A 22,918-nucleotide genomic window follows, 5' to 3' on the forward strand; every position below is an offset into this window, starting at 1 on the left:
TGAGATTCTGAAATTAAAGAAAGACGGAGGAATCTTAAATAAGCACGGAGTTGTAGAATATGTAAACGGAATTGCACCGGGAGTGTTTGTAACAGTATCTACACCGAATGAAGAGATTGCATACCAGATGGGATATCATAGCATGGGACCTGGACCATTATGGACCTTGTATCGTCCATATCATTTGTGCAACTTAGAGACACCGTTAACGGTAGCAAAAGCGGTAATTGACGGAGAAGTTACCTGCGTACCGATGGATGGACTGGTATCTGAATGTATTACAAGAGCGAAGATTGATCTGAAAGCAGGACAGACCATTGACGGAATCGGAGGATTTACAACCCATGGATCCATTGCGACAGCAGCAGAATCCAATGAGAAAGGCTATGTGCCGTTTGGTCTGGTAACCAACAAAGCGGTAATGAAGAGAGATGTAAAGAAGGGTCAGCTGTTGACGTACGATGATATTGAACTGGATAAGAGCACACTGATTTATCAGCTGAGAAAAGAACAGGATGCAATGTACGGAAGAAACGTATTATAGAAAAAAAGAAAAGCTCCCTTGTCCTGACGGACAAGGGAGAATGGTGAAAACAATCGGGAGGAAAACAGATGTTAGTAACTTTAAAAGAATTGTTAGATCAGGCAAAGATTGAACATAAAGCAGTGGGAGCCTTTAACGGAACAACACTGGAAGCAATCCGGGGAATTATTCAGGCAGCGGAAGAATTGAATTGTCCTGTGATTTTACAGCATGCGCAGAGTCATGACGATATAATTGATCTGGAAGAAATCGGGCCTGTGATGAAATATTATGCCGAACGCGCCAAGGTTCCGGTAGCCTTGCATTTAGATCATGGAAGTAGTTTTGAGAGATGCGTGCAGGCTCTTCGCCTTGGATTTACCTCAGTTATGTATGATGCATCTGCGAAAAGTTTTGAGGAAAATGCTCGGGAAACAAAAGAGATTGTAAAAATTGCACATGCGGTTGGGGCGAGTGTAGAAGCAGAGCTTGGGCATATTTTTACGTCAGAAGTGGTACAGGGAGAAGGAACATCTGCGGACAGTAAAGAAGATTATGAAGATTTAGATGATATTTATACGGATCCGGAAGTTGCAAAGAGATTTGTAGAGCTTACCGGAGTGGATTGTCTGGCGGTGGCATTCGGAACGACGCACGGGGTTTATCTGACAGAACCGAAGCTTGATCTTCCAAGAGTGGCAAAAATTCGAGAAGCTGCCAATGTGCCTCTGGTGATGCACGGAGGTTCCGGAGTATCAGATGAAGATTATGCAATTGCAATTGAAAATGGAATTTGCAAGGTAAATTATTATACTTATATGAATGTTGCAGGTGGAAAGGCATCCAAAGAATTCTGGAAAGAAGATGAGACAAATTTCTATGATTCTATGGCAATTGCTGCAACGCAGGCAATAAAAGAAGATGTAAAACGGGCAATTCGAGTGTTCCAGAAATTATAGGAGGAAGAAAAGGATGGCAGTATATAAGGAGACAATTCAAATTCAATCTCACGGAGAGAGACCAACCTATGCAGATATTACAAAGGATGTCAGAAGAGTCATTGAGGAAAGTGGAATTCAAAATGGAATTTGTACAGTGATTTCTCCGCATACAACCTGTTCTGTATTTTTTGAAGAGTTCTGTCATGATTATAATGAGCAGGGGGATGAATTTCTTCAGGAAGATCTGAATCATGTTCTGGAAAAGATCATTCCGGATCATGTAACGAAAGATCAATATGTATATCCGGGGGAGGAACATTACAAAGAAGTGGAAAGCTGGCCAAATGCCGAGGAATATCTTCCGGGCGGAGACCGGACGGCATTGTTTAACGGAGATGCACATTTGAAGTCCACATTGTTGGGATCCAGTGAAACCTTTGAGGTGGAGAACGGAAAACTGGGAGTCGGAACTACAGGATATGTTTATTTTGCAGACTTTGACCGCACGCGTCCGCGTACAAGAAAATGTAAAATTATCGTAATCGGAGAATAGGAGGAAAGTCATGGCAAAAGCAGAAACACCATTTTTAATTGTCAATCCAAAATCTTATTTATATGGAGAAGAAAGTCTGGAGCTTGCAAAAGCTGCAGATCAGGTTGCGGAGGATACGGGGCTCCAAATTTTCTTCACTTGTCCTTATGCGGATATTCGTATGATTAAGGAAAATACAAGTCATGTTATTGTCTGTGCTCAGTCAATGGATCCGCTGGTACCGGGCAGAGGAATGGGGCATGTTCTTCCGGAATCGTTAAAAGAGGCAGGAGCGGAAGCGCTGTTTTTGAATCATGCAGAAAATCCGAAAACTTTAACGGATCTATATGCAGCCATTCAACGTGCAAAAGAATTAGATATGATTACGGTTGTCTGTGCGGATTCTACGGTGGAGGCAAAAGCTGTTGCATGTATGGACCCTGATATTGTATTAGCAGAGCCGACAGATCTGATTGGAACGGGGCAGGTGGCGGATGACTCCTATACCGTTGAAACAGTGAAGGCTTTAAATGAGGTCAATCCAAAGGTTTTGGTTATGATTGCTTCCGGAGTCAGCACAGCGGAAGATTGTTACAATGTAGTGAAATTGGGAGCAGATGGAACCGGGGCAACCTCTGGAATTTTGAATGCTCCGTCTCCGGCAGAACGTATCAGAGAAATGGCAGAGGCTATTGTAAGAGCGCATAAGGAAAGATAAAAATTTACCGAAAACCAATTGCCTGTTATAGAGTGAGAGAAATTCTGGTTTCGGAAGATATGTATATACAGCCGCAGGAATCAAGGTTTTTGCGGCTGTATTGCTGTTTTCTGAAAAAGACCGTTGTACAAGGTGATAAAGCTGTACAACGGTCTTTGAGTTTCTGATTTTTATTCTACAGTTACGGATTTTGCAAGGTTTCTTGGCTGATCTACGTCATATCCTCTAAAGACTGTCACGTGGTAAGCCAAAAGCTGCAGTGCCACGGTAACACCGAAGGTTCCGAATCGGTCTTCCACTTCTGGAACCTGGATCAGATCATCATACAATCCTTCGTATTTGGACATATCCTTATCGGTTACCATAATGACATGAGCGCCGCGGGCTTTTGTTTCTTCTACGTTTGCCATCAGCTTGGAGAGAACGTTATCCTGTGTTGCGATCGCAATGATCGGAACTCCTTCTGTGACAAGAGAAATCGTACCGTGTTTTAACTCTCCGGCATTGTATGCTTCGGAGTTCACATAAGAAATTTCTTTTAGTTTTAAAGAGCCTTCGCTGGCAATTCCGAAGTCTAAGCTTCTTCCCAGGTAGAATGCGGAGAAAGTATCTTTGATTTTCTCTGCAATTGACTTGATGTAATCATCCATTTTCAAAACTTCTTCAACGGTAGCAATGGCTTCCTCGAAGTGTTTGCAGTATTCCTGCATTTCTTTTTCTGTCATCATATGGTTGATTTCAGCCAGTTTCAGTGCAATTAAATACATGCCTGCACACTGAACAGAGAATGCCTTGGTACTTGCAACGGCAATTTCAGGTCCTGCATGGGTATAAAGAACATAATCGCTTTCGCGGGCAATGCTGGAGCCTTTGACATTTACGATGGAAATTGTTTTTGCGCCCCGTTGATTTGCAAGACGCAATGCGGCAAGGGAGTCGGCAGTTTCACCGGACTGAGTGACTACAATCACCAGAGTATTTTCATCCAGAATTGGATTCATATAGCGGAACTCAGAGGATAACTCTACCGTCACAGGGATGCGGAGCATGGACTCAATCAAATGTCTTCCGATTAGTCCGGAGTGCATGGCGGTTCCGCAGGCTGTGACAATCACGCGATCAATACCTTTGAAAATATCATCGGAAATACCATCTGCGGTGAAATCTGCATGACCGTTATGGAGACGAGGCATAACGGTATTGTGAAGAGCTTCCGGCTGGTCATAGATTTCTTTCTGCATAAAATAAGCGTATCCGCCTTTCTGTGCGGCAGTAGTATCCCAGTCTACATGAAGCATTTTCGGCGCTTCAATTTTTTCGTCCATTGTATATAATGTAATGCCGTCATGTTTCATTACCACAATATGTTCTTCTGGTACTACAAAATAATCTTTTGTATATTTTAATAAAGCAACCATATCAGATGCGATAAAAGCTCCGTCTTCAGTAGAAGATGCAACCAGCGGGCTGGCATTTCGCATACAGTAGATTTCTCCTGGATGATCTTGGAACATAACACAGAAACCATAAGCGCCCTCAAGAATCTGATCGGCTTCTCTTAATGCGGCAAATGGATCTCCTGTATAAAGAGAATCAATTAACATTGCGGCAACTTCGGTATCTGTCTCTGAAATGGCAGTGTAGCCTTTTTCTTTCAGAGATATCGCCAGTTCCTTGTAATTTTCAATAATTCCATTATGAATTAAGGTTACGTTTCCAGACACATGAGGATGAGCATTGGTGTCGGTAACGCCCCCGTGAGTTGCCCAGCGGGTATGTCCGATGCCGCAGGTTCCTGCAAGATCTTCTGTTGCAGCAACTTTTTCACGAAGCTGTGCCACTTTTCCGGTTGTTTTTACGATTTTCGTCTGCTGATTTTCGTTGACGGCGATTCCGGCGCTGTCATATCCGCGATATTCAAGCTGCTCCAAACCGCCTACTAAAATCTCTGCCGCCTGTAGTTTTCCTGTAAATCCAATAATTCCACACATAATAAAAATCTCCTTAAAAATGTGCAAAGAAAGAAAAGGGAGGAAAATATGGTTTTCTCCCGAATCCGTCTTTGGTTGTTTTTCTATTCATATGCGGTTTTGCCCGGATTATACTGCCTTTGTTACATGATTGCTCATGGGTTTGTACAGTATATGACACAGTCCGGGACTGCGGGAAAGCATCCGCCGAAAACTTCGATCACTTTCCACCTCGTTAACCTTCCCGCAGCAAAAATGCTGTTTCCGATCCGTAAGGAAGGTGCATGGCGCTTAAAATAGTTAGAAACTCCTTTCTGATCTGTATTTTGCTGAATCCTTAAAACCCGAAAGATCCAACGATAGAATCTTATCATGGATAGAAACGGAAGTCAATTAGAGATTTTTCAGGAAAAAATCTCTTATAAAATCAATAGAAATTGGAAAAAATAGGCTTAATACTTTTTTAAGAAGTTAAAACTGGATACTTTGAAATAGGAATGATATAATACTATGATGTTGGAAGTATAGCGTATCTCATCTGGCGGGTGCGTTGATAAATCCTTTGGTTCGGAAATGATACTCAAAACAGACATTTTCAATACATATGGTTTTTGAGACTGGTTTTAAAGTGTTTTCTTTGGGTAAAGTGAAAGATAAATTTTTTTAATGAAGGAGAAAGTTATGAAAACTTTTTTTAATCATATGCAAATGACGGCAAAAAAGATAGGGGGGATGGTGATTCAGAAACTTCGCAGACATCCGTTGGCATGCAACATCGTGCTGTCTGTGATGATGGCGTTTGTGCTAGAAGTTTTGGGTCGTCAGACGTTCGAACTGAGTGCTGTTGGATTTATCGACCAGCGAAGCAAGATGTTTTTGTATAGTGTATTCATTATCTTTTTGACGTATTCTGTGACTTTGATTGTGAAGCGCAGGGTGTTTTCTTATATTATTGTGACCCTATTATGGAGTGTTGTGGGAATTGTAAATTTTATGATGTTAAGTTCCAGAAATACTCCGTTTACTTATGTAGATATTACCCTGATGAAGTCAGTGCTTCCCGTGATGACCAATTATTTTACACCGTTGGAAATCGGGGGCATGGGAGCTTTGATTTTAATAGCTCTGGTGCTTTTGGTAGTTGCCTACATGTATCTGCCGATGGAAGAACAACTGGACCGCAAAAAGGGCTTTTTAAAAGTTGCAGTTATTTGCGCTGTATTTGCGGCAATAACAGGGTATGGATTTAAAAGCGGAATGTTGGTGGATCAAATCCACAATATCCGTATTGCATTCAGTGATTACGGAACCCCGTATTGTTTCAGTATTACGGCATTAAAAAACGGAATTGATAAGCCGTCTGATTATTCTGAGAAGAAAATTGACAAGATTGAAGAACGAACCGAAAATGCGATTGCAAAGAAGAAAAAAAAGAAAGTCAAAACACCGAATATTATTTTTGTTCAGCTGGAATCGCATTTTGATATCACGCAGGTGAAGGGAATCAAATTTAACAAAGATCCATTGGAAAACTTCCATAAATATATGAAGCAGTATTCTTCCGGGCAGTTGTCGATGCCGTCTTACGGAGCAGGAACCGCCAATTCAGAGTTTGAGCTGATTACAGGAATGAATTTGGATCATTTTGGAGCGGCAGAGTATCCTTATAAAACGGTACTTCAGAATACAACCACGGAGAGTATGGCGACAATACTAAAACAATATGGATATAAAAGTCATGCCATTCATAATAACAGCGCAGCCTTTTATGACAGAGATCTGGTATTTTCACAGCTTGGATTTGACACGTTTACCACCAAAGAAACGATGAATATAAAAAAATGGACGGAAAACGGATGGGCAAAGGACTCGATTTTGACAGATTGTATTACAGATAGCTTAGATTCTACGAAGGGTCAGGATTACGTATATTGTATTTCGGTACAGGGGCATGGAGACTATCCGACCAAAGAAGTGATTGAAAATCCGGAAATTACAGTCAGTGGTATTGAGGATGAGGCGCTGCGAAATAAGTATACGTACTATGCCAATCAGGTGTACCAGATGGATCAGTTTGTGGGTCGTTTGGTGAAAACACTGGAAAAACGAGGAGAAGATACGATACTTTGTATGTATGGAGATCATCTTCCAAGTCTGGAAATTGAGGATGAGGACTTGACTTACGGCAACAAATACGAGACAAGTTACTTTATGTGGGATAATATGGGATTAAAAAAGAAGGACTGTGTAATTGAGGCGTATGATCTCGGATCAGAGGTTTTGAACAAATGTAATATCCATACAGGAATTCTGCATGCCTTTCATCAGACGAGAAAAGGGACAAAAAATTATCAGAAAGATATGAAAGAGCTTCAATACGATATGCTGTATGGGAAACAGTATGTCTGGAATCAGAAAAATCCATTTCAGGCCACAAATCTTACGTTTGGCATTCGAGATCTGGAGGTAACGAAAGCTTATGAAACAGAAAATAGTGTGTTTATTGTCGGAAACAATTTTACGAATTTCTGCCAGGTCTTTGTAGATGATCTTAAGATCAATACAACCTACCATAATGAACACCTGTTGGAAGTTTCCAAGGAGGACTTGAAAGATGGAGATACGTTTAAAGTAAGCATTGTCAGCAAGGCTCCGAGGGTTCTGCGAACGTCCAATGCCTATATATATAAAGAAAAAAGTGAAAAATAGATAAAGAAGCTTGTGTAAAAAGCTAGGCTTATGCTATAATAGGTGAATGTTTGTGGAATTACAAAATGATAATAATATTTAGGAGGATTTATACAGATGAGTTTGCAAGTGGAGAACTTAGAGCATAATATGGTGAAAGTGACAGTTGAAGTCGATGCAGCCAAATTAGATGACGCGATCAAGCAGGCATTTAATAAGAAAAAAGGGCAGTTTAACGTTCCGGGGTTCCGAAAAGGGAAAGTTCCGTTCCAGTTGATTGCAAAAGAATACGGTGTTGAGATTTTTTATGAAGATGCAGCCAATCTTTTGATTCCGGATGCATATGCGGAAGCGATGAAAGACAGTGACCTTGAGATTGTTTCCAGACCGGAAATTGATGTTGTACAGCTGGAGAAAGGGAAACCTTTTATTTTTACAGCGGAGCTTGCGGTAAAACCAGAAGTTACATTGGGAGAATACAAAGGAATTGAAGTTCCTAAAACAAGGGTGACTGTAAAGAAAGAAGAAATTGAGGAAGAATTAAAGAAGGTTCAGGAGCAGAATGCAAGAGAGATTACCATTGACGAGCGTCCGGTAAAAGACGGTGATATTCTGACCATTGATTATTCCGGATCTGTAGACGGAGTAAAATTCGATGGAGGAACAGCCGAGGATCAGACTTTGGTGATTGGGTCCGGTGCGTTTATTCCTGGATTTGAAGAGCAGTTAATCGGAAAGAATCTGGAAGAGGAAACAGCAATTAACGTAACCTTCCCGGAAGAATATCATGCGGCTGACTTGGCTGGAAAAGAAGCTGTCTTTGAGGTGAAAATCAAGGGAATCAAAGAGAAAGAACTTCCGGAATTGGATGATGAGTTTGCATCTGAGGTGTCTGAATATGATACATTAGAAGAGTATAAAGAAAGCATCAAAGAAAAGATTCGCGGGGAAAAGAAAGAACAGGCAAAAACAGAGAGAGAAAACAAGATTGTAGACGCGGCAGTGGAGGCGGCATCTATGGATATTCCAGAGGCGATGATTGAAGAGCAGATTCAGCAGATGACAGACGAATTTGCGCAGAGATTAAGCTATCAGGGACTTTCTATGGAGCAATATCTGCAGTTTAGCGGGATGGACGCTCAGAAATTCGCGGATGATTTAAAACCACAGGCAGTGAAAAGAATTGAGACACGCCTGGTTTTAGAAGCAATTGTAAAAGCAGAAAACATTGAAGCAAGTGAAGACGACTTTAAGGCAGAGCTGGAAAAAATGGCATCTATGTATCAGATGGAAACAGAGCAGTTAGAACAGATGGTTCAGGGAGCTCAGAAAGAACAGATGATGAGTGACATTGCAGTTCAGAAAGCCGTTGATTTCCTTGTAAGCGAGGCAAAATAAGAAATTTGATTGCCTATGATTTGTATAGGAGGATACAGGGATGAGTGTAATACCTTATGTCATTGAACAAACAAGCAGAGGGGAACGGTCCTATGATATTTATTCCCGTCTGTTAAAAGAAAGAATTATTTTTCTGGGAGAAGAAGTAAATGATGTCACAGCCGGATTGGTGGTTTCACAGATTCTGTTTTTAGAATCTGAAGACCCGGAAAAAGACATTAATTTGTACATCAACAGCCCCGGCGGCTCTGTGACAGCCGGCATGGCAATTTATGATACAATGCAATATGTAAAATGTGATGTGTCCACAATTTGTATGGGAATGGCTGCAAGTATGGGGGCTTTTCTGCTGGCAGGAGGGACCAAAGGCAAGAGAATGGCTCTGCCTAATGCGGAAATTATGATCCATCAGCCATCTGGCGGCGCTCAGGGACAGGCAACGGAAATTGAGATTGCGGCAGAACATATTCTCAGAACAAAGAAACGTCTGAATACGATTTTGAGTGAGAATACCGGACAGTCATATGAAACGATTGCCAGAGATACAGAGCGGGATAACTGGCTCACCTCACAGGAAGCATTGAAATATGGCTTGATTGATAAAGTGATGGAGAAGAGACAATCATAGGGAAAAGATAGGGGTGATCTGGTGGCAGGTTATAATGACGAAAAAAAGATATTAAGATGTTCTTTTTGTAATAAAACTCAGGATCAGGTACGGAAACTGATCGCAGGACCAAAAGCTAAGGGCGTTTATATCTGCGATGAATGTATTGATATTTGTTCAGAGATTATTGAGGAAGAATTTGAACAGTACATGGAGGAAGGAGAGATCAATCTCCGGAAACCAAAAGAGATCAAAGAATTTTTAGACGAATATGTCATTGGCCAGGATCAGGCGAAAAAGGTCTTATCTGTGGCTGTATACAATCATTACAAAAGAGTTTTGATGGGAGAAGAGTCGGATGTCGAGCTGCAAAAGAGCAATATTTTGATGCTTGGACCGACAGGATCTGGAAAAACCTTACTTGCTCAGACGCTGGCTAAAATATTAAATGTGCCGTTTGCTATTGCGGATGCAACCGCGTTGACAGAAGCGGGATATGTGGGAGAGGATGTGGAAAACATTCTTTTGAAAATTATTCAGGCGGCGGATTACGATATTGACCGTGCACAGTGTGGCATCATCTACATTGATGAGATTGATAAAATCACAAGAAAATCTGAAAATACATCCATTACTAGGGATGTTTCCGGAGAAGGTGTTCAGCAGGCATTGCTGAAGATTATTGAGGGAACTGTGGCATCTGTTCCTCCGCAGGGCGGAAGAAAGCATCCTCATCAGGAATTTATTCAGATTGATACAAGTAATATTCTATTTATTTGCGGCGGTGCTTTTGATGGTTTGGAAAAAATTATTGAGTCCAGAATCGGTAAAAAATCCATTGGATTCGGCGCTGAGGTTGTCGGTGGGCGAGAAAAGGATCTTGGAGCGCTGCTGAGTCAGGTTCTGCCGGAAGATTTCGTAAAATATGGTCTGATCCCGGAGTTTATCGGGCGTGTGCCGGTGAATGTATCCTTAAATCCGCTGGATGAGGAGGCATTGGTTCGGATTCTCAGCGAGCCGAAGAGTGCTTTGGTGAAACAGTATCAGAAATTATTTGAGATGGATGGAGTAGAACTTCAGTTTGAACAGGAAGCCTTAACGGCAATTGCCAAAAAGGCTTTGGAGAGAAAAACCGGAGCCAGAGGATTGCGGGCAATTATGGAACAGGTGATTATGGATTTGATGTATGAAATTCCTTCGGAAGCAGACGTATCCGTATGCAAGATTACAAAAGGCGTCGTGGATGGAAATGAGGAGCCTTGTACAGAGCGTTCAGGACAGAAAGTAAAATCATCTGGAACCAAAAAGCGGGTAAAAAAGAGCAATCATGAGATTGCGTAGAGAAATCAGCTAAAATGTTGTAATAAAAACTGCTTTAGTACAAGAGATTCTTGTGGCGGAAGCAGTTTTTGTTTACGTGGGAAGGGAGACAAGGGAGAGTCATAATGGAAAAAATATTACCTATGCTGCCTCTGAGAGGACAGTACATATTTCCCAATACAGTGATTCATTTTGATGTATCCAGGAACAAGTCCGTTCGCGCGATTGAGGATGCGATGCAAAAGGACCAGATGATTTTTTTGAATAATCAGATGGATCCGACAATGGAAGATCCTGGAATGGAAGATCTGTATCGTGTGGGAACGTTAGCAAAGATTAAGCAGGTTGTAAAGCTGCCTCAGAATGTTATGCGCATTTTTGCAGAAGGACTGTTTCGGGCGGAACTTCAAAAGGTATGTCAGGAAGAGCCGATATTTCTTGTGGAAACGGCTTATAATCATACGCAGCAGCAGAAATTTGAAGCCTTTGAGCGGGAGGCAATGCTGCGCATGGTGAAAGACAGCTTTGAGACTTATGCTGCTTCCTGGAGAAAATTAGATCAGAACATCGTGAGTTATATTTTAATGCAGAATGATCTGGAAGTTTTAATTGATCAACTGGCAACGCATATTCCGTTTTCCATTCAGGAGAAGCAAAAACTCCTGGAAGAAATGGATTTAAAACAGAGATGTCAAAGTATGCTGGTGCTGCTGCAGGAGGAACAGGAAGTTCTGAATTTAAAACAGCAGATTCAGGAGAAGGTAAAGCAAAGTGTAGACAAAAACCAGCGTGAATATATGCTGCGGGAGCAAATGAAAGTGATCCGGGAGGAACTGGGAGAAACCAGTATTGAGGATGAAGCCCAGGAGTTTATGGGCCGCTTGAAATCTTTAAAGGCATCCAAAGAAGTGAAAGATAAAATCAAAAAGGAAATTTCTCGCTTTCAGGCAATGGGCTCCGGGACGCCGGAAAATTCTGTACTGAGGACCTATATTGAGACAATGCTTGAAGTGCCGTGGGAGGAGAAATCAGAAGATTCTGATGATCTTGACCATGCACAGCAAATCTTAGATCAGGAACATTATGGATTGGAAAAAGTCAAGGAGAGAGTGCTGGAATATCTTGCAGCCCGAGCCATGAGCGGCAAGAAGGATGCTGCAATTCTCTGTCTTGTGGGACCGCCTGGCACAGGAAAAACATCCATTGCCAGATCAATTGCGGCGGCAACCAATAAAAAATATATTCGTCTGTCTTTAGGCGGCGTGCGAGATGAATCGGAAATTCGAGGACATCGAAAAACTTATGTGGGGGCTATGCCAGGGAGAATTGTTGATGCACTGAAAAGAGTGAAAACTCGAAATCCTCTGATGCTGCTGGATGAAATTGACAAGACCGGAAAGGATCAAAGAGGAGATACGGCATCCGCACTTCTGGAGGTGCTGGATCCAGAACAAAATGAACACTTTACCGATCATTATCTGGAAGTGCCGCTGAATTTAAGTGATGTTTTGTTTGTTGCGACGGCCAACGATGTATCGACGATCCCGAGACCGCTTCTTGATCGAATGGAGCTGATTGAGGTATCCAGCTATACAGAAAATGAGAAATTCCATATTGCAAAGAATTATCTGATACAAAAGCAGAGAGATGCAAATGGTTTGAAAGAATCTCAGATTCTTTGGAAAGATGATGCTTTGAAATTTTTAATTACGGCGTATACAAGGGAGGCGGGAGTCCGCAGTCTGGAACGCCGAATCGGTCAGGTGTCAAGAAAAGTGGCAAGGGATATTTATCAGAAAAAGCATCGAAAGGTGACAGTGACAAAAAAAGCTGTGGGAGATTATCTGGGAAAGCCGGTTTATGAGTGGGAGAAGGAATCTCTCAGAGATCAGGTTGGGATAGTACATGGACTTGCTTGGACGTCCGTGGGAGGAGCTACTTTAAAAATTGAAGTGAACGTTATGCCGGGAAAGGGAAGAGTTCAGGTGACCGGATGTCTGGGGGATGTTATGAAGGAATCCTCACAGGCAGCAATCAGTTATATTCGGAGCCAGAGCAGAAAATATAAGATCAAAAGTGATTTTTTTGATAAGCATGATCTTCATATTCATATACCGGAAGGCGCCGTACCGAAGGACGGACCTTCTGCCGGAATTACCATGACAACGGCAGTTTTGTCCGCAGTGACAAAAACAAAGGTTTATGGAAACTTGGCTATGACTGGAGAGGTGACAATTCGAGGCGATGTTTTGCCGATCGGAGGCTTAAAGGAGAAGCTTTTGGCAGCCAAGCGATTGGGAATTACAAAAGTTATCGTGCCGAAAAGCAATGAACGGGATGTCCGGGAATTTGATGAGGAAGTTGCAGAGGGTCTGCAGATTGTCTATGTAAAAAACATGAATCAGGTCATCAAGGAGGCATTCCTTTCCAAGGAATAAAAAAGAAGAATGTACGGAGGCAGTGATGAATTACAGAGAAGCAATGTATTTTATTGAACATACCAATAAATTTGGAAGTGTCCTGGGGCTTGAGAATATCCGGGAGTTGTTAAGGCGTCTTGAAAATCCACAGGATCGGCTTCGGGTGATTCATATTGCGGGAACCAATGGAAAAGGGTCCGTTCTTGCATTTTTAGCAGGCGTTTTTCGTGAGAGTGGTTATCGGGCAGGGAGATATGTCTCCCCTGCCTCCTTTTCCTATGAAGAACGTTTTCGTATTAACGAGGAAAATATTTCCAAACAAGATCTTTGCTTTTATATGGAAAAAATAAAGAATGTATGTGAGGAGATGGTTCGGGATGGAAGGCAGCATCCGACCATATTCGAGATTGAGACTGCGCTCTGTTTTCTTTATTTTCTCGATAAAAAAGTAGATGTAGTTTTGTTGGAAACTGGCATGGGAGGAAGGCTGGATGCCACGAATGTAGTAAAACGGCCGATTTGTACGGTAATCGCATCAATTGGGATGGATCATACTCAGTATTTGGGGGATACGCTGGAGAAAATTGCCGCAGAGAAAGCCGGAATTATCAAAGAGGACTGTCCGGTGGTTTCCTACAACAATGTACCGGAAGTGAATGCTGTGATTGAGAGTGCAGCCCGGGAAAAGCATTGCAAGATTGTTTTTGTGAATCAGGATGCAATTAGAATTTTGGAAGAATCCTTGGAAGGTCAGAGTTTTCGTTACCGAAGCAGAAAAGGCAAACGGTATGAAAAAATTCAAATCCCTTTGTTGGGAAGACACCAGATTCAAAATGCTGCCACGGCTTTGGAAGTTTTAGATGTAATTGGAACAACGTATTGTATCGGTGAGTTTGAAACAGAAAAGGGGTTTCAAAATACAGTCTGGCGCGGGCGGATAGAGCTTCTTTCAAAGCGTCCTGCAATTATCTGTGATGGTGCGCATAATCCGGACGGAGCCAGAAGTCTTGCACAGTTTCTTCAAAAAAATTTTACAAATCGAAGAATCATTTATATAATAGGAGTATTATCAGACAAGGATTATGATCAGATGATGCGGATACTGATGCCGTCTGCATGGAAGGTTTATACGGTGGAGCCGCATAATCCGAGGGCCTTGTCCAGCAGACAGCTGGCAGGATGTATTGAAAAATACCATAACCATGTGGAGGCTCGGAAGCGACTGCATACTTGTTTGAAGGAAGTGCGGCAACAAGCAGAAGAGGACGATGTGATTGTGATATGCGGAACGTTGTCTTTTCAGAAGGAATTACAGAGGGATTAAACAGTGGAACGATTCCAGAAAATTATTGGGAATACAGCCTATCAGAAAACATATGAAAAACTGCAGAAGTTGGAACAAGACCGTGCGTTCTGCGGCCACAATATGGAACATTTTCTTTCTGTTGCGAGAATTTGCTACGTGATGGTATTGGAGAGAGGTCTGCCGGTTTCCAAGGATATTATTTACGGTGTAGCCTTTCTGCATGATCTGGGAAGAGCAGATCAGTATGAGAAAGGAATTTCCCACGAAAAGGCAGGAGCAAGGCTGGCGGCAGAAATTCTTCCTCATTGTGGATATACAAGGCAGGAACAGCGGCTGATTGTGGATACCATCTTATCTCACCGAACCTGTGATGATGAGAGTCAGGATGAATTTGCACAGTTATTTTACCGTGCGGATAAGCTTTCCAGAGATTGTATGCATTGCTCTGCCAGAGATTTGTGTTACTGGCCGGAGGAACGTAAAAATAAAAGTTACAGTTATTAGCAGGAGATGGACGATGATTATAGGAAATAAAAAATTTGATACCAGACAGCATGGATACATTATGGGAATTTTAAATGTAACGCCGGATTCTTTTTCAGATGGAGGGAAATTTCAGCAGCTGGATGCGGCTTTGAAACATACAGAGGAGATGATTCGGGAAGGAGCCGATCTCATTGACGTCGGGGGAGAGTCTACAAGACCCGGACATACTTTGATTTCGGATGAGGAGGAAATTGAGAGGACTGCGCCGGTGCTGGAGGCGATCAAAAGAGAATTTGATATTCCGGTTTCGTTGGATACCTACAAATCGAAAGTTGCCAAGGCAGGGATTCTCGCGGGAGCGGATCTGATCAATGACGTCTGGGGATTGAAATGGGATGGAACGATGGCACAGGTGCTTGCAGAGGCTAAAATACCGTCCTGTTTGATGCATAACCGAAGAGAAGCAAGGTATCAGGATTTTTTGCAGGATGTTGTGAAGGATCTTCAGGAGACCATGGATCTTGCAGAGCAGGCGGGGATAGCCAAGGATACCATTATGCTGGACCCAGGTATTGGATTTGCCAAGGACTTGAATCAAAATCTTCAGATGATGAATCATTTGGAGCTGTTAAATCAATGGGAAACTCCGGTACTTTTGGGAACCTCCAGAAAATCTATGATTGGAGCAGTGTTAGGTCTTCCATCAGATCAGAGGGTTGAGGGAACCGCTGCAACAACTGTCAGCGGATATCTAAAAGGCTGTCGTTTCTTCCGGGTTCATGATGTGAAGGAAAATAAAAGGGCGCTGCAAATGATTGAGGCAATCAGCAGCCATTAAAAAGGTGGTTTGAAGATGGACGATCAAATTAGAATTGAGGAATTGGAAATTTACAGTCATCACGGCGTGTATAAAGAAGAAAAAGTACTGGGACAGAAGTTTCTAGTTTCGGCGGTTTTGTATACAGATACAAAGCGGGCAGGCGTCAGTGACTGTATTGAATATTCTGTGGATTATGGAGAGGTATGCCGCAGGGTTGCCGAGATTATGGAAAAAAATACCTTTGATCTTATTGAGTGTGCAGCGGAGACTATTGCCAAGAGATTACTTTTGGAATTTCCGCGGATTCATCACTTGGAAGTAGAAGTGAAAAAACCATGGGCTCCGATCGGGATGCCGATGGACAGTGTAGCTGTGAAAATTGCGAGAGGATGGCATACAGTATATCTGGGAGTGGGGTCCAATATGGGGGATCGTATGGAATATATTAACAATGCCATCGATGCCATTGAAACGCAGGAAGACACAAAGGTGGTTCATGTCTCCGGTCTGATTGAGACGAAACCGTATGGAGGGGTTGCACAGGATGATTTTTTAAATGGCTGTATTGCAGTGGAAACGTTAAAAGAGCCATTTGAGCTGCTGGATTTCCTGCTGGATGTGGAAAAACAGCAGGGAAGAGTGCGCACGGTACATTGGGGACCGAGAACTCTGGATTTGGATATTTTAATGTACGATGATTTGGTGATAAACGAGAGGGAGCTGACGATTCCTCATAGAGAAATGCATAAGAGAATGTTTGTGCTGGAACCCTTGGCGGAGATTGCTCCGTACCTGATGCATCCGCTGTTGAGAAAAACCATCAGTGAATTGAAGGAAATCATAGAAAAGGAATAAGAAACCATGAGAGAATTGACAGAACTTAGGCAGGAAATTGATCATATTGACAGTGAAATTCTTTCTTTATTTAAGGAGAGAATGGGATGTGCTGCGGAAGTGGCAGAGTATAAGCGCGGTACGGGAAAAGCAATTTATGATCCTGTCAGAGAAAGAGAAAAAACAGCAAATTTAACCCAAAAGGAAGAAAATCCTTTTTTGAAAAAAGCCATTGAAGAGTTGTTTCTTCAGATGATGAGCTTAAGCCGAAGATATCAGTACAGCATTTTATCACAGGAAGATATGTACATTGATCAATTATTTGAAGAAGTGGATGCGCTGGAAATTCATGAGGAGACAAAAGTTGTCTACCAGGGAATCCCGGGAGCTTATCAGGAACAGGCAATGAAGAAGTATTTTGGGAAAGAAATCAGGAATTTCTCGGTTCCGGAGTTTAAAGATGTTGTAAAAACGTTGGATTTGGGGGAAGCAGATTACGGGGTGCTCCCTATTGAAAATACATCTGCCGGAACGGTCAGCGGGATTTATGATATGATTCTTGACTATGACATTTGTGTGGTAGGAGAAGAATCGATTGAGTGTCATCATGTTCTTGCCGGACGGAAGGAGAGCTCGCTGGAGCAGATCAAAAAAGTTTATTCTCATCCACAGGGGCTGATGCAGTGCAAAAAGTTTTTGGATGAACATCCGGATTGGGATCAGGCGAGAGTGTCGAATACTGCCATCAGCGCGAAAAAAGTGGCGCAGGATAAAGATGTAACCAAAGCAGCGATCTGCAGTGAATATGCTGCAGAAATATACGGACTGAAGATTTTAAAACGGGAAGTGAATTACGAAGGCAATAACACGACAAGATTTGTGATTATGTCCAAGAAAAAGCAGTACCGAAAAGATGCAGGAAAAGTCAGCATCAGTTTCAGTGTGCCGCACGAGTCCGGATCGCTTTATAATATATTAACTCATTTTATGTTTAATGATGTCAGCATGAGCAATATTGAATCCAGACCGCTTCCGGGGAGAAAATGGGAGTATGGATTTTATGTGGATGTCATTGGAAACTTAAATGATCCGGCGATTCGGAATGCTTTGGCAGGAATTCGGGAAGAGACAAAGGATTTTAAAATATTGGGAAACTTTTAACCAGATGACAAGCTTTGAACGAAAGAAAGCAACAAAACAAACGAATGGAAGGTAGTACAAAGATGAAGCAGACAATGGATGAAGGGAAATTGAAAAAATTTCATGGAATCATGCAGAGAATCCTGAAGTATGGGATGGTAGTTGCCTTGCTGGCATTTATCGTGCTGGTTGTTTTAAATAAAAGCCAGTTTTCTGAGACCGTCGCAAAGGGAACACCGGAAGACCGTCTTACTAAAATTGCTGTGACGGACGGAGATAAAGTGGTACAGAAATTTAAAGCGACTTCTCATACAATGGAACGGCTTGATATTATGGTAGACCGAAATGAACAGGTCGGGAGAGCGGGAAGTATTGAAATTAATGTTCAGGACAGCAAAGGACAGTCCATTTTTAAAATTACGCCGACATTGCTGGAGGTGGACGGTTTAAAAGATATGAAGGCAACGATGCGGCGAACACAACGGGCTGAAAACCGATGGTATCGGGTTGTAGTCAATCAGCAATTAAAGAAAGGGGAAAATTATACCCTGACAATTACCGGAAAAGGGATCAGCAAAGACAGACCGCTCTATTTGTATACTTCTGATAATATGGGAAATATGTTTCAGGAGGCAAGGCTCAATGGAAAAGTACAGAATGATTTTCATATTCGGACGAGAGTATGGACAACGCAGATTGATACCTGGGCAGTTGCGTTAACCATGGGAATTGCTCTGGCGTTGATTGTATTGATTCTGGTGCCGTTGAAGCTTCCGGAGAAATGGAATAAGCGTTTCACATGGGCGCTATTTGTGGTGAATCCGTGGATTGCGTTTTACATGGTGGAAAAAGTGTTCTACAATCCGATCAGCGTTATGAATAAGCTGGCCTATGGAATGAACATTTTATGGTACTATATCTTGTTTGGAATCTTGCTGCTGATTTTCAATCGTGTGAAGTATGCGCTGTTGGTTGGAAATGTGTTTTTATATGCGGCGGCTATTGGAAATTATTTTGTTATGGCATTTAGGGGAAATCCGATTACTCCGGCAGATATTTATGCTTTAGGAACGGCGATGGATGTGGCGGACCATTATACACTTTCTTATGACAAGCCGGCAATCGTGGCAACGGTTTTGTTGTTGGCGCTCTGTGTCGTTGCCTGTAAATTGGAGACCTATAAAATTTTCAACTGGAAGAGACGTCTGGTAACGCTGGCTGTGGTAGCCGCGGTGACTGTCGGAAGTTCCTTTTTCTTAACCAGGGTAGATTTTCTTTCAGAGAAAGGAGTTGCGGTAAATTTCTGGGAACAGAAAAAAGGATATCGCAAAAACGGATATATCTTAAGCTTTTTAATGAATATTCAGTATACCATTGTGTCGGAACCGGATGGTTATAGTCCGGAGAAAGTCAATGCGATCGCAGATGATTATCAGGTGACGCAGGGAAAAAATAAAAAGCTGACGCAGAAACCCAACATTTTTGTGATCATGAATGAAACGTTTTCGGATTTAAATGTAGTCAATAAGATTAAGACGAATAAAGAAGTGATGCCATATATTAACAGCTTGAAAGAAAATACAATTAAGGGTCATATGTTGGTATCTGTGTTCGGAGGCGGAACCAGTAACTCAGAATACGAATTTTTAACAGGAAACTCTGTATCCACACTTCCGTTAAACGGAAATGCGTATACACAATTTGTAAAACATAAAGTTCCAAGTCTTGCAAGTCAGTTGAAAGAACAGGGATATGATACCCTTGCATTCCACCCGTATAAGGCTCACGGATGGAATCGTGATACGGTTTATCCGCTACTGGGATTTGATAAATTCTTAGATGAAACCGCAATGAATCCAAACGGAGAAAAATTCCGTGGATGGTATAGTGATTCCGAGGATTACAATAAAATCATCGAAACGTTTGAAAACAAAAAAAGCGGGAAGCCATTATTCTTATTTAATGTCACGATTCAGAATCATGGAGGATATCTGATTGCAGATAAGAATTTCAAGGAAGAAATTAAGATCAAAGACGAAAAGGCTACCGATACTGCCAATCGTTATTTGTCCTTGATTCATGAGTCTGACCGGGCATTTGAAAAGATTGTAAATTATTTCAAAAATCAAAAGGAACCGACTATTGTTGTAATGTTCGGAGACCATCAGCCAAAGCTGGAAGATTCATTTTATGAGTTGTTGTATGGAAAATCTCTGAATAATCTCAGTTTGAAAGAATTGCAGAAAAAATATACAGTTCCGTTTTTGATCTGGGCAAACTATGACATTGATGAGAAATCCGATGTGGAAAATGTCAGTGCCAATTATCTGTCCAGTCTGATGTTGGAGCAAACCAATTTGAAACTGTCACCGTACAATGAATTTTTGTTAAATCTGAGAAAAACAATTCCGGCAATCAATGCCAATGGATATGTGACAGAAGACGGAAAAAATCACGCATTTGCAGATAAAACCAAGTACAGTGCTCTGATTACACAATATCAGTATTTACAGTATAATAGTCTCATGGATAAGAAAAATGTCAGTAAAAAGCTGTTTTCTGTAGAAGAGACAAAATAGTGACATAATAGAATTAAATATTGTGGGGGAAACCATTTGCTTTTGGCACGCTGTCTTGACAGCGTGCCAAAAAGGTTATAGAATAAAAGTTGGTGTGGCCTTGCGGAAGGCAAGGCGCAAAAAGGAAAGAAGAAAAGTCAGATACATTGATTTTAGGAGGATACACATATGGTAAAAGCAGTCGTTGGAGCCAATTGGGGAGACGAAGGAAAAGGTAAAATTACAGACATGTTAGGTGAAACATCCGATATCATCGTTCGTTTCCAGGGAGGAGCAAATGCAGGTCATACAATCATTAATGATTATGGGAAATTTGCTCTGCATACATTGCCATCTGGTGTGTTCTATCAGCATACGACCAGTATCATCGGTAATGGAGTTGCATTGAATATCCCGGTATTATTCAAAGAAGTGGAAGAAATTGTATCACAGGGAGTGCCGCAGCCGAAGATTTTAGTTTCCGACCGGGCACAAATGGTAATGCCGTATCATATTTTATTTGACCAGTATGAAGAAGAACGTCTTGGGAAAAATTCTTTTGGATCTACAAAGTCCGGAATTGCACCGTTTTATTCTGACAAATATGCGAAGATTGGATTCCAGGTCAGTGAATTGTTTGATGAGGAGGAGCTGAAAGCAAAGCTTTCTAAAGTCTGTGAGACGAAAAATGTGCTGCTGGAACATTTGTACCATAAACCGCTTTTGGACCCGGAACAGTTGTTTGAGACTTTAATGGAATATCGGGAGATGGTAGCTCCATATGTGTGTGATGTAGCATTGTTTTTGCATGAGGCCATCAAGGAAGGAAAGAATATTCTTCTGGAAGGGCAGCTGGGATCTCTGAAGGATCCGGATCATGGAATTTATCCGATGGTTACATCTTCTTCTACTTTAGCAGGATACGGTGCCATCGGAGCAGGGATTCCTCCGTATGAGATTAAAAAGGTTGTCACCGTTGTAAAGGCGTACTCCAGCGCTGTGGGGGCAGGAGCCTTTGTCAGCGAAATTTTTGGCGAGGAAGCAGATGAGCTTCGGAAACGAGGAGGAGACGGAGGAGAATTCGGAGCCACCACAGGACGACCGAGACGAATGGGATGGTTTGACGTTGTAGCAACCAAATATGGATGCCGTTTGCAGGGAACCACAGATGTTGCATTTACGGTGCTGGATGTTTTGGGATATTTGAAGGAGATTCCGGTATGCGTTGGATATGAAGTGGATGGGGAAGTGATCACAGACTTCCCAACCACCGGAAAGTTAGAAAAAGCAAAACCGGTATTGAAGGTACTACCGGGATGGGAATCTGATATTCGGGGAATTACGGAATATGAAAAATTACCGGAAAACTGTCGTAAATATATTGAGTTTGTAGAAGAACAGATTGGTTATCCGATTACTTTGATCTCCAACGGACCGGGAAGACATGAAATTATTCGCCGCGGCTTTGAGGATTAAACGTCATGGAAGAGACTGTTGAGAAAAAAGAGAAGAAAAGCTGGAAAAAGGAAGCCTTAAGTTGGGCTGCCTGTATTGCGGTAACCATTCTCTTGACAGAATTTATTTTAAACTTTGTAATTATTAATGCCAATATTCCCAGCGGATCAATGGAGAATACCATTATGACCAATGATAAGCTCATTGCTCTCAGAACCTCTTATTGGTTTCAGGATCCGAAACGGGGAGACATTATTATTTTTAAATACCCGGACAATGAAGAAGAGTGGTATATTAAACGTGTCATTGCGCTTCCGGGTGAAACAGTGGAGGTAAGAGGCGGGAAGGTGTATATCAATCACAGTAAGACGCCTCTAAAGGAAGCTTATATTAAGGAAGAGCCGGTGGATGATTTTGGACCGTATACCGTGCCCAAAGACGGATATTTTGTAATGGGAGATAACCGAAATAATTCCAATGACGCCCGGGAGTGGGATACCCATTATGTATCCAGAGATGAGATTCTTGGTAAGGCATGGTTTCGTTATTATCCATCTTTGAAATGGATTAAGTGACAGAAGAAAGGGAAACAGCAATGGAGAAAAAAATAATCAACGCACAGAATGCTCCGGCAGCGGTAGGACCGTACTGCCATGCAGTGGAAATGGGAAATTTTGTATTTACATCCGGTCAGATCGGTTTGGATCCAGATACGCAGGAGTTAAAAGAAGGCGTTGCGAATCAGACAAAGCAGGTTTTAAAAAATTTGGAAGCAGTGCTGCAGGCATCCAATCTGACGCTGAACGACGTAATTAAGACGACGGTATTTTTAGCGGATATTCAGGATTTTGCAGAAATCAATGGGATTTATGAAGCCGCGTTTGGGGAGAATAAACCGGCAAGATCCTGCGTGCAGGCAGGGGCTTTACCGAAAGGCGCGCTCATTGAGATTGAAGTTATTGCAGGGAAATAATAGAATATTCATTGAGAAAAAGCATTCAGAGAGGGAGCAGTGAAAGATAGCTGTTCCCTTTCTTTTGTTTGCCCAGCATGGGCAAACTCTAACGGGTGTAAGTCCCGAACATGCCCAGATAGTGGGAAGTGTATAGCTGAACAGCAAGGTTGTTTGTCGTGAGGCAAAATCTGAAAGAAGCTGTAAGCAAACCTCTGGTCTGACGGACAGAAATCACATATAAGGCTAG

General features: G+C 42.0%; 19 protein-coding genes. 18 read left to right on the top strand and 1 reads right to left on the bottom strand.

Going from position 1 to position 22,918, the window contains the following annotated elements; all coding sequences use genetic code 11:
• From AC27EF_RS13170 to AC27EF_RS13185, 4 genes are all read left to right on the top strand, one after another.
• The coding region (locus tag AC27EF_RS13170; protein WP_487111227.1) for a hypothetical protein at window positions 1-544 on the top strand (544 nt) is incomplete at its 5' end.
• A 68-nt stretch (window positions 545-612) separates the two neighbouring features.
• Window positions 613-1,482, top strand: coding sequence for a class II fructose-bisphosphate aldolase (locus AC27EF_RS13175; protein ID WP_487111228.1), 870 nt, complete (start codon window positions 613-615; stop codon window positions 1,480-1,482).
• 13 nt (window positions 1,483-1,495) lie between these two features.
• Window positions 1,496-2,017: a YjbQ family protein gene (locus AC27EF_RS13180; RefSeq protein WP_487111229.1), complete on the top strand. Its 522-nt coding sequence runs from the start codon at window positions 1,496-1,498 to the stop codon at window positions 2,015-2,017.
• 10 nt (window positions 2,018-2,027) lie between these two features.
• Window positions 2,028-2,714: a triose-phosphate isomerase gene (locus tag AC27EF_RS13185; protein WP_487111230.1), complete on the top strand. Its 687-nt coding sequence runs from the start codon at window positions 2,028-2,030 to the stop codon at window positions 2,712-2,714.
• A 170-nt stretch (window positions 2,715-2,884) separates the two neighbouring features.
• Here AC27EF_RS13185 and glmS read toward each other — a convergent pair whose 3' ends face one another.
• Window positions 2,885-4,705 carry a glutamine--fructose-6-phosphate transaminase (isomerizing) gene (gene glmS / locus AC27EF_RS13190; protein WP_487111231.1) on the bottom strand — a complete coding sequence of 607 codons (1,821 nt, stop codon included), beginning with the start codon at window positions 4,703-4,705 and terminating at the stop codon, window positions 2,885-2,887.
• 660 nt (window positions 4,706-5,365) lie between these two features.
• Between glmS and AC27EF_RS13195 the strand changes: the two genes are divergently transcribed.
• From AC27EF_RS13195 to AC27EF_RS13260, 14 genes are all read left to right on the top strand, one after another.
• On the top strand, window positions 5,366-7,393 hold the full coding sequence (locus tag AC27EF_RS13195; RefSeq protein WP_487111232.1) for an LTA synthase family protein: 2,028 nt from the start codon (window positions 5,366-5,368) through the stop codon (window positions 7,391-7,393).
• A 96-nt stretch (window positions 7,394-7,489) separates the two neighbouring features.
• A complete protein-coding gene (gene tig, locus AC27EF_RS13200) occupies window positions 7,490-8,770 on the top strand; it encodes a trigger factor (RefSeq protein WP_487111233.1) in 1,281 nt (426 codons plus the stop codon).
• A gap of 40 nt (window positions 8,771-8,810) precedes the next feature.
• Entirely contained in the window at window positions 8,811-9,398 is a 588-nt protein-coding gene (gene clpP, locus AC27EF_RS13205) for an ATP-dependent Clp endopeptidase proteolytic subunit ClpP (RefSeq protein ID WP_487111234.1), read from the top strand.
• 21 nt (window positions 9,399-9,419) lie between these two features.
• Window positions 9,420-10,718 carry an ATP-dependent Clp protease ATP-binding subunit ClpX gene (gene clpX / locus AC27EF_RS13210; RefSeq protein ID WP_487111235.1) on the top strand — a complete coding sequence of 433 codons (1,299 nt, stop codon included), beginning with the start codon at window positions 9,420-9,422 and terminating at the stop codon, window positions 10,716-10,718.
• 104 nt (window positions 10,719-10,822) lie between these two features.
• Window positions 10,823-13,135, top strand: a complete 2,313-nt coding sequence (gene lon, locus AC27EF_RS13215; RefSeq protein ID WP_487111236.1) for an endopeptidase La — start codon at window positions 10,823-10,825, stop codon at window positions 13,133-13,135.
• Window positions 13,136-13,160: 25 nt separating this feature from the next.
• The gene (locus AC27EF_RS13220) at window positions 13,161-14,441 is read left to right on the top strand and encodes a bifunctional folylpolyglutamate synthase/dihydrofolate synthase (RefSeq protein WP_487111237.1); all 1,281 of its coding nucleotides are present in this window, start codon (window positions 13,161-13,163) and stop codon (window positions 14,439-14,441) included.
• Between the two features lie 3 nt (window positions 14,442-14,444).
• Window positions 14,445-14,927 (top strand): HD domain-containing protein, encoded by a 483-nt coding sequence (locus tag AC27EF_RS13225; protein ID WP_487111238.1) that lies wholly within the window; start codon window positions 14,445-14,447, stop codon window positions 14,925-14,927.
• A gap of 13 nt (window positions 14,928-14,940) precedes the next feature.
• On the top strand, window positions 14,941-15,747 hold the full coding sequence (gene folP, locus AC27EF_RS13230; RefSeq protein ID WP_487111239.1) for a dihydropteroate synthase: 807 nt from the start codon (window positions 14,941-14,943) through the stop codon (window positions 15,745-15,747).
• A 15-nt stretch (window positions 15,748-15,762) separates the two neighbouring features.
• The gene (gene folK, locus AC27EF_RS13235) at window positions 15,763-16,584 is read left to right on the top strand and encodes a 2-amino-4-hydroxy-6-hydroxymethyldihydropteridine diphosphokinase (RefSeq protein ID WP_487111240.1); all 822 of its coding nucleotides are present in this window, start codon (window positions 15,763-15,765) and stop codon (window positions 16,582-16,584) included.
• 6 nt (window positions 16,585-16,590) lie between these two features.
• Window positions 16,591-17,724, top strand: coding sequence for a bifunctional chorismate mutase/prephenate dehydratase (locus tag AC27EF_RS13240; RefSeq protein ID WP_487111241.1), 1,134 nt, complete (start codon window positions 16,591-16,593; stop codon window positions 17,722-17,724).
• Window positions 17,725-17,786: 62 nt separating this feature from the next.
• Window positions 17,787-20,282, top strand: coding sequence for an LTA synthase family protein (locus tag AC27EF_RS13245; protein WP_487111242.1), 2,496 nt, complete (start codon window positions 17,787-17,789; stop codon window positions 20,280-20,282).
• A 168-nt stretch (window positions 20,283-20,450) separates the two neighbouring features.
• Window positions 20,451-21,737: an adenylosuccinate synthase gene (locus AC27EF_RS13250; RefSeq protein ID WP_487111243.1), complete on the top strand. Its 1,287-nt coding sequence runs from the start codon at window positions 20,451-20,453 to the stop codon at window positions 21,735-21,737.
• A 5-nt stretch (window positions 21,738-21,742) separates the two neighbouring features.
• A complete protein-coding gene (lepB, locus tag AC27EF_RS13255; RefSeq protein ID WP_487111244.1) occupies window positions 21,743-22,291 on the top strand; it encodes a signal peptidase I in 549 nt (182 codons plus the stop codon).
• A 20-nt stretch (window positions 22,292-22,311) separates the two neighbouring features.
• On the top strand, window positions 22,312-22,689 hold the full coding sequence (locus AC27EF_RS13260; RefSeq protein ID WP_487111245.1) for a RidA family protein: 378 nt from the start codon (window positions 22,312-22,314) through the stop codon (window positions 22,687-22,689).
• Window positions 22,690-22,918: the final 229 nt, after the last annotated feature.

It is taken from the genome of Anaerostipes stercorihominis (genome assembly GCF_057535655.1).